Annotated in this window: 14 protein-coding genes; 11 read left to right on the forward strand and 3 right to left on the reverse strand. The window is 38.4% G+C overall.

The window, feature by feature from the left end:
• Positions 1-53 precede the first annotated feature (53 nt).
• Together D1B32_RS00975 and D1B32_RS00980 are read left to right on the forward strand one after the other, a co-directional pair.
• Positions 54-464: a Spx/MgsR family RNA polymerase-binding regulatory protein gene (locus D1B32_RS00975; RefSeq protein ID WP_095310565.1), complete on the forward strand. Its 411-nt coding sequence runs from the start codon at positions 54-56 to the stop codon at positions 462-464.
• Between the two features lie 31 nt (positions 465-495).
• Positions 496-783: a hypothetical protein gene (locus D1B32_RS00980; RefSeq protein WP_095310567.1), complete on the forward strand. Its 288-nt coding sequence runs from the start codon at positions 496-498 to the stop codon at positions 781-783.
• A gap of 180 nt (positions 784-963) precedes the next feature.
• Here D1B32_RS00980 and D1B32_RS00985 read toward each other — a convergent pair whose 3' ends face one another.
• On the reverse strand, positions 964-1,374 hold the full coding sequence (locus D1B32_RS00985; protein WP_240033695.1) for a GNAT family N-acetyltransferase: 411 nt from the start codon (positions 1,372-1,374) through the stop codon (positions 964-966).
• A gap of 253 nt (positions 1,375-1,627) precedes the next feature.
• Between D1B32_RS00985 and D1B32_RS00990 the strand changes: the two genes are divergently transcribed.
• From D1B32_RS00990 to D1B32_RS01010, 5 genes are all read left to right on the forward strand, one after another.
• A complete protein-coding gene (locus D1B32_RS00990; RefSeq protein ID WP_118888385.1) occupies positions 1,628-3,097 on the forward strand; it encodes a coiled-coil domain-containing protein in 1,470 nt (489 codons plus the stop codon).
• Positions 3,098-3,250: 153 nt separating this feature from the next.
• On the forward strand, positions 3,251-4,168 hold the full coding sequence (locus tag D1B32_RS00995) for an ATP-binding cassette domain-containing protein (RefSeq protein ID WP_118888386.1): 918 nt from the start codon (positions 3,251-3,253) through the stop codon (positions 4,166-4,168).
• Positions 4,161-4,940: a DUF2705 family protein gene (locus D1B32_RS01000; RefSeq protein ID WP_118888387.1), complete on the forward strand. Its 780-nt coding sequence runs from the start codon at positions 4,161-4,163 to the stop codon at positions 4,938-4,940. The genes D1B32_RS00995 and D1B32_RS01000 overlap by 8 nt, the downstream gene beginning before the upstream one ends.
• A gap of 123 nt (positions 4,941-5,063) precedes the next feature.
• The gene (locus D1B32_RS01005; protein WP_118888388.1) at positions 5,064-5,735 is read left to right on the forward strand and encodes a response regulator transcription factor; all 672 of its coding nucleotides are present in this window, start codon (positions 5,064-5,066) and stop codon (positions 5,733-5,735) included.
• A gap of 19 nt (positions 5,736-5,754) precedes the next feature.
• Complete coding sequence (locus D1B32_RS01010) at positions 5,755-6,663, forward strand: sensor histidine kinase (protein ID WP_118888389.1); 909 nt, start codon at positions 5,755-5,757, stop codon at positions 6,661-6,663.
• A gap of 96 nt (positions 6,664-6,759) precedes the next feature.
• On the opposite strand, the gene D1B32_RS01015 is transcribed toward D1B32_RS01010, so the two are convergent.
• Complete coding sequence (locus D1B32_RS01015) at positions 6,760-7,827, reverse strand: YkvI family membrane protein (RefSeq protein ID WP_118888390.1); 1,068 nt, start codon at positions 7,825-7,827, stop codon at positions 6,760-6,762.
• Positions 7,828-8,094: 267 nt separating this feature from the next.
• On the opposite strand from D1B32_RS01015, the gene alr reads away from it, so the two are divergent.
• On the forward strand, positions 8,095-9,231 hold the full coding sequence (alr, locus tag D1B32_RS01020; protein WP_118888391.1) for an alanine racemase: 1,137 nt from the start codon (positions 8,095-8,097) through the stop codon (positions 9,229-9,231).
• A gap of 43 nt (positions 9,232-9,274) precedes the next feature.
• Here alr and D1B32_RS01025 read toward each other — a convergent pair whose 3' ends face one another.
• Positions 9,275-9,466 (reverse strand): H-type small acid-soluble spore protein, encoded by a 192-nt coding sequence (locus D1B32_RS01025; protein ID WP_095310584.1) that lies wholly within the window; start codon positions 9,464-9,466, stop codon positions 9,275-9,277.
• A gap of 259 nt (positions 9,467-9,725) precedes the next feature.
• Here D1B32_RS01025 and D1B32_RS01030 point away from each other — a divergent pair, with 259 nt between their 5' ends.
• The 3 genes from D1B32_RS01030 (at position 9,726) to ytvI (ending at position 11,717) form a co-directional block, all read left to right on the forward strand.
• Positions 9,726-10,052 carry an MGMT family protein gene (locus D1B32_RS01030; RefSeq protein WP_118888392.1) on the forward strand — a complete coding sequence of 109 codons (327 nt, stop codon included), beginning with the start codon at positions 9,726-9,728 and terminating at the stop codon, positions 10,050-10,052.
• Between the two features lie 151 nt (positions 10,053-10,203).
• Entirely contained in the window at positions 10,204-10,587 is a 384-nt protein-coding gene (locus tag D1B32_RS01035; RefSeq protein WP_095310588.1) for an OsmC family protein, read from the forward strand.
• 47 nt (positions 10,588-10,634) lie between these two features.
• The gene (gene ytvI / locus D1B32_RS01040) at positions 10,635-11,717 is read left to right on the forward strand and encodes a sporulation integral membrane protein YtvI (protein ID WP_240033696.1); all 1,083 of its coding nucleotides are present in this window, start codon (positions 10,635-10,637) and stop codon (positions 11,715-11,717) included.
• Positions 11,718-11,899: the final 182 nt, after the last annotated feature.

Raw genomic sequence — 11,899 nt, forward strand, 5'->3', positions numbered from 1 at the left:
GTACACAACGAGGAATACATGTACTGAAAACTACAGAAAATGGGGTATGATAAATGACAGTTACAATTTATGGAGCTGCATGTTCGTCGACAAGGAAAGCAAAGCAATGGTTTTCAAGGCAAGGGATTCATTACAAGGAAAGAAATGTGATAAAGGATCCGCTCACTGTTCATGAATTGCAAAGCATTTTACGGATGACAGTTGAAGGCACGGATGAAATTATTTCCACACGATCAAAGGTTTATAAGGATTTAAATCTGGATATTGAATCTTTACCATTACAAGAACTATTAGAGCTTATTCAGAAGCACCCTCGATTATTAAGAAGTCCGATCATGGTGGATGATAAGCGATTACAGGTTGGCTACCATGAGGATGATATACGTCAGTTTCTACCAAGAAAAACCCGCGAATACCAGTGGTTGCAATGGAGAATGGACCATCTTCAGTTAGCAAAAGGGTAACATTTCCATATGAAGGGCAGGGGTGGCTTTTGTGAGTTTGATTGCAAAACAGACCTATTGTAAGGTAATACGTGAAGTGAATAGTTTAGAACAAAAAGATACGGAACAAACACGCACGATGTATTTGTATGATGACAGGGTTGTCACACAGTACAGGGAATTTAAGATACATGATGTGCTGGATATTTCCTATCGATTTATAGGCGATGATGGAGGGTTGCTCTATTTGCATACCATTAATGGAGTATATCCTTATATCGTCAAATCCTCTCCGAAAGCTTTTGTCGAAGCATTCAAGGAATTTCGAAAAACATTATAATACATATACCACCTTTGAACATCACCTCTTTTTAAGTAAGTTAACCGCAAGCGTTCTTGGTAAGTAGAAGTATACATCTACCTGCTTCCATAATTACAAGCAACTCAATAAATACCTACCTTTAAAAATCTAATACTTAAAAAAACAGCTGTTCTAAAAGATGAATAGTTGTTTTTTTACTTAAACATATTCTTCCATTATTACGTAAGCTTTACCTTCTTTTAAGAAATGGTTTTCCGTTACTTGTAATCCAAATTTTTTATAAAAAGCTACCTTATCCTTTCTTGCATTACACCAAATCTTCTTAATTCCGAAATGCTTTGCCTCCTCGAGAACGTAGGATAACAATGCACTTCCGTGTCCATTACCTTGTTCCCGTTGAATCGTAGCAAATTTACGAAATTGGCATTCTCCATTTTTTATAAAAAGTGAAATCACAGAAGTAAGTTTGTTGTTCTTAAAAAGAACTAAATGTATACCTGTATCATCATCATCTAATTGAATGAAGTCAAAGGGCTTATCTGGCCACATGACTTTATGTCTTATCTCCCATGCCTTTTCCTTCTCTATTTTTGTAATGTAGATTTTCATGATAACCTCCAAAGTCGTAATGAGAATATTAGTGGTATGGCAAGAATTCCACCTACTGTCGTTCCTTATAACTTGATTTTATCTCTTTTAGCGGGCGATTAGCAATCATCGAAGGATGAAATTGTTCCGTTTCCTATTCCCTGCACCACTAGTTGTTGGTTTGATCGGCTCATCACTACGCTTTTAACTTACTAGTTCCTAACAGGGCATTTGTGCATAGACTAATACAGGAATAAATAAGGGGTGTAAATGAATGGGACTATACATTAATGATAGAAACCATAAGAACATGTATAAAGGCCGTGACAAACTCCAAGGACAAAACCAAACACTTTTCGTACAAAATCATGTATCGGAAATGGTAAAGGAGCAGCAACGAATCAATGGGAAGCTTGCTCGTACACTTCTTGGAATTAAAACAATGTATGAACAGCAGTATGATGAGAGTGAAAATAAATGGACGCAAATAGAAGCGCAACTACAGGAGTTACGGCATTTTAATGCGCATCATGAACAGATGGAAAAACAGGTTGTAAGCTATTTGAAGCAGTTGGAAAGAGACAATATGAAACTACGCGAACTAATCGAAGCAGATCAATTATCCGAACAAGAAGTAAGAGAACAATGGAACCAGATTAATTCCTCCTATGAAGAAATTGCTAATCAGCTTGAAACGGTTGCCAAGGCAAATGAACAACTATCATCGAAAATCGATAATCAAGCTGATTTCCAAGATCAATTGTCAAAGCAGCTATCTGTTCAAGATGAGTCGACTAAGAGGATGGATAGCGGTTTGAAAAAACAGCAAGCATTGTCCGAAAAAATTGCCAGGACAAATGAACAACTATCATCGAAAATTGATAAACAATCCAATTTTCAAAACCAATTAACTGAACAACTATCTGCTCAAGGCGAGTTGACAAAGCAGATAGAGAAACGCATCGTAAATCAAGAGGCGTGGACGAAAAAGGCAAATCAAGAGCTATCATTGAAAGCAGATAAACAATCCAATTACCAAGATCAGCTGTCCAACCAATTATCTGCTCATGGAACGTCAATGAAGCAAATAGAGAAGCAACTGGAAAATCAGAAAACATTGACCGAAAAGGTTGCGGAGTCAAATGAACAGCTAACCTTAAAAGTAGATAAGCAAACTGATTTTCAACAGCAGTTGTCAGAACAATTATCCGATCAAGTCGAGTCGAACAAAAAGGTAGAGGAGCTAATGGGAAATCAGGAAGCATTGACTAAAAAGCTTGCAAAGGCAAATGGGCAGCTAACCTTAAAAGTAGATAAGCAAACTGATCTTCAACAGCAGTTGTCAGAACAATTATCTGCTCAAGATGAGTCGAATAAAAAGATAGAGGAGCGCATGGAAAGTCAGGAAGATTTGGTGAAAAAAATTGCGAAGGCAAATGGGAAGCTGGCATTGAAAGTGGATAAACAAACCGACTATCAAGAACAGCTGTCAGAGCAGCTATCTGCGCAAGGCGAGTCGACGAAGCAAATAGAGAAACGGATGGAAAGTCAGGAGGCATTAACGGAAAAGGTTGTCAGGCAAATGGGCGATTTTCGGAGTGTTTTATTCGAACGTACTAATTATTTATCGGAGAAAATAGAGGAGACGTATAGCTATATTCTTAGTCAGCTAACGGATTGTGACCAAATCCACTCGAACTTTTTGCTGTACGAAAGCCAGAAGCAGAAAGAGAAGAGCAAATAGAAACAGGGGCTGGTATATGCCATTGCATATACAGCCCCTGTTTTTGTAAACCTTTAGAAAATTATTCTTTACACTTTCTTTATACTTTTCTGGACTTATTCTTTATACTTGCAGCTTATTCTAAATGTATCAACATGGAAAGGAAGATTATGTGTGGCAGAAATTATTCTTAAAGCGGCAAATATCTCAAAAATATATGGTAAACACAAGGTCCTTGATAATGTATCGATTAAAATCAAACGTGGAATGATCTATGGATTAATCGGTGAAAATGGTGCAGGGAAATCCACTTTCATGCGTGCTGTGATGGGATTAATTGCGATTGACGGTGGAGACATCGAGCTGTTTGGTGAAACGAGTACGAAAGGATTACAGCATGCGAGAAGGAAGATGGGGCAATCGATTGAAATGCCAGCACTATACCCTGATTTGTCAGCTCGGGAGAATCTGCAGGTGCAAGCGGCAAATGGTGGCGTCGGTGAACGAGAGATTGCTGATTTACTTCGTCTAATGAACTTGGAGCATACAGGGAAAAAGAAAACAAAGCACTTTTCGTTAGGGATGAGGCAACGTTTAGCAATTGCGTCGACATTAATAACTAATCCAGAATTCTTAATCTTGGACGAACCGACAAATGGCTTAGACCCGTCTGGTATTGTCGAAATGCGAGATATGATTCAACGATTGGTGACAGAGCGTGGAATTACAGTATTGCTTTCGAGTCATTTGCTGGATGAACTTTCCCAGATTGCTACACATTACGGTATTTTACATGAGGGGAAAATTATAAATGAACTATCCAAGGAAGATCTAGCACGGGTTGCACGGCAATACATTGAAGTAGAAACAACGGAAGTGGAAAAAGCAGTCGTTGTACTTGATGAAATGGGAATCCAAGACTATGAAGTGATCAATGGAATCGAAATTCATATTTATGAGCGCTTGGACGAGGCTGCTGCAATCAATCGTGCATTGGTTTTTGAGAATGTAAGAGTTTCCCGAATTGGAACAACAAGACAAAAACTAGAAGATTATTTCTTGCAATTAACTGGAGGAACAAAGAATGTTTAATCTTTTAACAGCTGAAAAAATAAAAATGCGTCGGAGCAAAAAATTATGGATCGCCTTAGCTATCTTATTTATTCTTCCTATTATACAAGTAATAAATAGCCAGCTAACTGTTCACCATGGGACAGAGCTCGTTCAGGTGATTGATACAGTCATTAATGGAGCGACAGGAATCCTAATGATGAAAAAGAATGGATTTACGATTTTATTGGTGCTAATTGTGTTTATTAGCTTATTTATCGGGGAAGAATTTCAGAATGGAACGATTCGTAATACACTGTCCTTAGGACGAAGTCGCGTACATTATTATGTTTCAAAATTCCTCGCAGCAGCAATCTTTGCATTTGTTGGTGTACTTGGAATGACAGTGCTTGGAATAGCTAGCTATACAGTTGTATTTGGCTTTGGTGAGGTTGATGGCATAACGAACTATATTCGTTATGCCATTCAATCCTTTAGTGTGCTTTATCTATTAATTTTGGCGAATGTATCGATTTATGTCCTGATCAGCTTTCTAACAAAAAATAGTAGCATCTCGATTGTGTGGAGTTTTCTTTACACGATTGCCACTGGATTTCTCCCAGAAATTTTTCAGCACACAGAAAACTTTGGTCATGTCACATTCTGGTTTACAGAGACATTTTTATTCTACTTTTATTTTGTGAGCCCGGCAGATATCGCCGAGATCCCAAGGATGATTGTAGTGAGTATTATTACCATTGTGTTATCATCAGGATTAGGAATCCTTCTGTTTAAACGAACTGACATAAAGTGAAACTATATCACGAGATAGAACCAGGAGGCTAAGGGCTGTTATTCTTCCTCCACGTTTTTTTCTTGCTTGTGCTTAGAAGTGGCGTGTCAGAGCCCGTAATGCATAATAAAGTAGGTCGATAGGATGGCAACAATATTAATTATTGAGGATGATCATGCAATTCATTCGCTGATTAAAGAGGCATTGACACTGCAAGGCTTTAAAACCTTAAGTGCATATTCAGGCACAGAAGGGAAATTATTACTGGAACAAAGTCAACTAGATGTTATCTTGTTAGATTTAATGCTGCCTGGGATGGATGGAGAAGTTTTTCTGCAGGATCTTCGGAAGGATAGCATGATACCGGTGATTGTGATTTCGGCTAAGAATGACCAAGCTTCGAAATTGGATATTTTGACGAATGGTGCGGATGATTACATTACAAAACCTTTTGATGTGAAGGAGCTGCTCCTACGTATTCATATTCAATTACGCCATGCTGCAAAGGCTGTATCCAACGAAATGAAAGAAGTCCTGTATCAGAATATTCGAGTGAATTTAGATACTCGCGAAGTGAAAGTCAATGATCAGCTGGTCCATTTAACGGGACGCGAATACGCGATTCTGCTCTTATTCCTGGAGAATCCTAAAAAAGTATTCAGTCGTGCCAATATATATGAAAGTATTTGGAATGAACCGTTTTTTAATAGTGATAAAACGATTAATATGCATATAAGTAATTTACGAAATAAATTAAACCAAGCTGATACAAACTATATTCAAACAGTATGGGGTATTGGCTTCAAATTTGACTAACGAAAGGAGCGTGAATGTGATGTGGGGATGGGTTTTTGCCTTCTTTGCATTTATGCTCCTTCTTTATGTTTACTTTTTAAAGCGAGAACTTCGAAAGTTGAAGCGGGAGGTTAAAGAGCTTCCGAATCGTTCAAGTTTTGGCGGAAGGCTTTCAATTGATTTTCGTGATGAGGTATTGCTTGACTTAATTGAGGCACTGAATCAGATGGTCGATGCTTTTGAGAAAAAAAATCAACAAGCAAAGCAAATGGAAGAGAGTGTCAAGCTGACCATCGCTGGGCTTTCCCATGACCTTAGGACTCCGCTAACATCGATTAACGGCTATGTCCAGTTATTACAAGAGACGACGGATGAAACGAAGCGGCTGCATTATATATCAATTATTAAACAGTCTGTTGAGCGTTTAATGGAAATGACTGATCATTTCTATGACTTGGCCCGCATTGAAACCAATCAAAAGGAAATAGTGTTCTCTTCCATAACATTATCTAATTTGGTGGAGGAAGTTGTCTTATCCTTCTATGAACAATTGGAAGAGAAACAAATAGAACTCCATTTTTCGGCACAACAGCACAACTACCAAATTATTGCCGACGAGTTCATGTTAGTACGAGTTATCCAAAATGTCGTTCAAAATATAATTCGTTATGCTAAAAGCAAAGCAGTAATCAGCTACGAGAAACAAGGGGGCGATATCATGTTCAGCATTAAAAATGATATTAAACCAGATAGTAAAGTGGCGGTAGAAAAAGTATTTATGCGTTTTTATACAGAAGTTGCAAGCAGAACGAATGCGGAAGCCAGTGGATTAGGGCTATATCTCTCTAAAAATCTGGTTGAAAAAATGGATGGAAAAATGGATGCGGCGTTGCATGGAGAGTGGTTCATCATTAATATTAGACTGCCTATGAATAGAAGTCAGCTTTGATGTTTTTAGTTAACATGCTGCAATGGGAGCTAAATTAGAAAAGGCTAGTAAAAAAAGGTGAGACAGCTTTGATTAAGTTGCCTCACCTTTTTATGTTTATTGTCTTTCGGTTTCCTTTTCCAGCTTATGAATCCGAACTGATGCAACAATCAGTGCTCCTATTAGAAATAAGCCAAGATAGCCGATAAGTGGATAGAAGTAGCTGACAAGATCTGTAAATCCAAAAAAGCTTAATAAATAGGCAATTACTAGAGTAACAACAAGGAAAACTTTAAATTTCGGCGTTCCTATTTCGACAAACCGTGCGCCGAATGAGAAGAACATGCTTGCTGCTGTATTAAAGATCATACCGAATAAAACAATTGCCATGAAAAAGCCTAATGCTGGGGATACTTGATTAGCAAGCTGCAGCATTGGCATTTCATAACCTTGTACAAGGTCAATTTTTGAGAAAATCGCAAGGTGGCTTAAAATAATAAGAACCCCGATTCCTAATCCGCCAACAAGTCCTCCAAGAGCTGCCGTTTTTTCATTATGCTGGGCCCCGCCCATTACAAGCGACATCGAAGCGCCAACCGCGATATTAAACGAAACGTAGTTAATTGCGGAGATAAACCAGTTTGGTAGTGTCGTCGGTTGCTCCATTGCAATCGAATTAAGATTGGTAAATGTATTATCCATTGATAGTACACTATAGATCGACAGGATAATGACGATTAGAATTAGAAACGGTGTAATACTGCCAATAATCGCTACGAATCGATTTACCTTTGCCATTCCTGCAATAAGCACAAGAATAGTCATCAGGCTTGTCCCGACAAAATATGGGAATTCAAATTGCTGATTTAAATTTGAACCAGCACCTGCAATCATAACGACTCCTACACCGAACAGTGTGAATATAATGATGTAGTCAATGACAACTCCAAGATAACGTCCACTAATTTTGTAAATAGCATCCCGATGAGAGGTCGTCTGCATTCGGCTGCCAATTTGCATTAAAACCATGCCCAGGTAGGCGAATAACGCACTTGCAATCACGGCCCCAATAATACCAAGGAGACCAAAGCTCGTGAAGTACTGTAAAATCTCCTGCCCAGAAGCAAAGCCAGCACCAACAATGACACCTATGAAAGCACTGCCGAGCTGCAAAATTTTCTTCATACTATTCTCTCCCATCTATTTCCTATCCATGTTGTCCTTGTATCCCTTTTCAAAATAGAAGAAGTACTTAGAAATCCAGATCAGTCTAACTGTGATGCGTGAAATCTCTATGGCATAGCTTTTAGTGATCTTCTTTCTATAAGTTTCAGGGAGAAATATAATTAGTATAGCATAATTTTTTGTGAATTCACCTTTTTCAATGGTAAAATGAATCTATTGTCACATGCAATGTAATTTATAGATGAAAATGAGAAAGAAGGTATCTTTATGATACATAAAAGTTATCGTGATACATGGACAGAAATATCTTTGGACGCGATTGAGACGAATGTACAATCCTTCAGAAGACATATTGGAACTAGTAAGTTTATGGCAGTCGTTAAGGCGGACGGTTATGGACATGGAGCGGTGCAGGTTGCGACTGCTGCGACAGATGCTGGTGCCGACTACTTAGGCGTTGCGCTTTTAGATGAAGCGCTCCACTTGCGGGAAGCGGGAATTGATGTCCCCATTCTTGTGCTGGGTTATACTGCTCCACACGCAGTAGAAGAGGCGGTGAAGCACGACATTACCCTTACCGTTTTCTCGGATGAATCAATCAAGGAAATGGAACGCGCTGCAAATGTATGGAATAAACAAGCGAAGGTGCATTTGAAAATAGATAGTGGCATGAATCGCATTGGGGTTCGTGATCAAAACGAGGCGCTTCAAATTTGTAAGTCTTTTAACGACTCTAAAGTTATACTAGAGGGGATTTTTACACACTTTGCCGACGCTGATAACCCAGATTCTGCTTATACGTATCAGCAATATAAAAATTTTACATCATTGGTTGACTACCTGAACCAACATCAAATCAAAATTCCGTTAAAGCATTGTTGTAATAGTGCTGCAACGATTGCGTATCCTGAGATGCATTTGGATATGGTACGTGTCGGTATTAGCTTGTATGGACTTTATCCGAGTGGGCATTTGCGAGCAACAATTCATTTAAAGCAGGCGATGAGCTTAAAAACAAAGCCTGCCATGATAAAAGAGGTACAATCCGGTCATTCGATTAGCTATGGCTGCACCTACACACCAGATGCTACATCTGTAATTGCGACATTACCAATCGGCTATGCGGATGGACTATCCAGGCAACTTTCAAATAAGGGGGAAATGATGGTTAAAGGATTGCGAGTACCGATTGTTGGTAGAATATGTATGGATCAAACGATGATTGATGTCACTGCTGTTGAACAGATTAGCAAAGCAGATACTGTTACCATTTTTGGCGATCCTGAGGATGGTTATATTTCTCTCGATGAAGTAGCAGAGCATATGCAAACGATTCATTACGAAACGGTTTGCTTAATTGGAAAGCGTGTTCCAAGGGTATATGTAAAAGGTGCTGACAATTAATTACGAAGGATGCTCCAGAAGGCATCCTTCGTAGTGATAAAGGTCATTTACCTAATTGTATCTCATCAAGGCCTGCCAATTCTACGGATTGTTCATGATTCATATTATCGAGCGGAAAAACAGTGGCTGTCTCCTGATTAGCATCCAATGATTGAATATATACCGGAATACCTCGGAAGTTCACGTTGACCATTTCAATCGACTCCAAAATTTCCAATGCACGTTGTCTATTCATGATATCCTCCTTTGCTTGGCAAGTTGCAAAGTTTATATCTTTCCTGATTGCTTAGGCCTTTGCCTAAAAGCTTAAGAAGAACCAGCTTCTAACAGTGTTATTTTCTGTTGGTTTTGAGATGGTTATACGAGGCAATTTTTAGACCTGGTGCATGACAGAACTGTTATAGACATTCCAATCTAAAGTTGTTACTATTTAGAAAAGAAAAGATGCTGGAATGCTTGTTTCCCATAAACTTTTGACTTAGGAAAGGTGTAAGATGAAACCATTTACTGCAAACGTAATTGCAATTATCAACCAAATACCAGAAGGAAGGGTCATGACTTACGGACAGATTGCTAAAGCAGCAGGAAGTCCACGGGCTGCCCGTCAGGTTGTGCGAATTTTACATTCAATGAGTAGAAGGCATCGTCTTCCTTGGCATCGTGTCATCAACGCGAAGGGGCAAATCGCTATTCAAGATGAATTTGGAGCATTGGAGCAGAAATCGCAGCTGGAAATAGAAGGTGTTGAGGTCAGCCGTAAGGGAGAGGTGGATTTGGAACGATATCAATTTCATGTGGGTACCGAGATAGATATGTTATAGAAAATTCGGGAACAAATACATATTCAATTTTAAAAATTAAAGTTATACTATAGATAAGTCTTACTGTTACTAAAAGATAGGTACTAATATTATCATGATAGATAAATGATCTAAACGTATTACAATAAATTTTAGGAAAAGGATGGTCGAGATGGAGTTTAGCATGCATGAAAATGGTTTCGAATCTGAATTTGATTTTGGAAAACTAACAATATCGGGCAAGGATGAGTTTGGGTTTAGACCATACGCATTACTAGTATCCTCCATAGCTGGTTGCAGTGGCGGGGTTTTGAAGCAAGTGCTTACGAAAATGCGCATTGCTTTTGATAATATTGCCATTACTGCGGATGTGAAACGAAATCCAGATATAGCAAATCGTGTCGAAGAAATTAAATTGCACTTTACCATTTTCGGTAAGGATCTTCCTGAAAAAAAGGTGGAAAAAGCGTTAGAGCTAAGTTCAAAAAACTGTTCGATGGTTCAATCCGTAAAAGGGAGTATTAACGTTATCGAGACCTTTGAAATAAAGGAATAATTAATTGTACGATTAAGTCTGGAGGGAAAGAAGGAGGCAGTTTTTTATTGATAACGAAATCCCTTGTTAAAAAGATTCTAAAGCTGGCCGCTGTCATTGCGGTCATCATTTTCGTTTACATATATTTCTCAGCATTTTTACCAGTATTATTAGCATTATTGACTGCACTCATGTTTGAGCCTTTTGTAAGATGGCTGAAGCTGAAGATGAAAGTAAGGAAAAGGGTTCTCCCAGTTACCATTACCTTTACCCTGTTTATTGCTATCTCCAGTTTGCTGGTTTATATCACATTAACCCGTGTGGTGGAAACAATTTATAATTTTACATTGCAAATTCCTACCTATGCATTTCAGGTACAGCGGTTTATCAATGATGTCATTATCCGTTTTAATGAGCTAATTGAAGATATACCGATCGCTCATGTTGTCATTCGGGAGCTTGAGAACCAATCCAATAGTGTAGTGGAAACAGCTTTGGATGTTACATCCTATTTATTAACAATTCTCGGCTCGTGGATTCAATCTGTCCCAAATCTTATCTTTGTGTCATTGATTTATTTAATGACGCTATTCTTATTCAGCTTGGACTTGCCTCGTTTAAAACGGTTATTTTACAATTTATTCAATCGAGATACATCGGAAAAGCTGCGTTTCGTTAACCAACGACTAGGTAAGGTTTTCCTTGGTTACTGGAAAGCCCAATTTATCCTAAGTATTGGTGTTTTCGTCATTACGTATGCAAGTCTTTTGTTTATTTCACCCGGTGCCGCATTAATAATGTCTGTCATCATTTGGCTAGTCGATATTATTCCATTATATGTTGGACCAGCGCTTGTGCTGATTCCATGGGGACTTTTGGCCATGATGCTCGGAAATGTTGGAGCAGGAATCCAACTTATATTGCTTGCTCTTATCATAACCATTTTAAGGCGTATCATCGAGCCGAAAGTATTAGGTGATTCTATAGGACTTGCGGCACTCCCGACTGTGCTTTCTATGTATTTTGGTTTTGTGTTTTTCGGTGTGATGGGGCTAATCCTCGGGCCGTTCGTTTATATAGCGATTCTTTCTGCAAAAGAATCAGGCTTGTTTGATTTAGGCTTAAGCAAAAAAGATGAAGAAATAATTTGATTGGCAAGGCTGTTACGATTAAGTAACAGCCTTTTTATATGCAAATGGTGGAGAAGCGGCACAGAAGTAAATAATTACATTATAATAAGAATGAAGGAACATGCGAATGTTTATTTCCTAAGCATCAAATTGTATTTCGAAAAAGCAAGTCGGTATAATAGGACGTGAGTTGTATTCATAAC

The organism is Oceanobacillus profundus (genome assembly GCF_003515705.1).
Taxonomy (GTDB): Bacteria; Bacillota; Bacilli; order Bacillales; family Amphibacillaceae; genus Oceanobacillus; species Oceanobacillus profundus.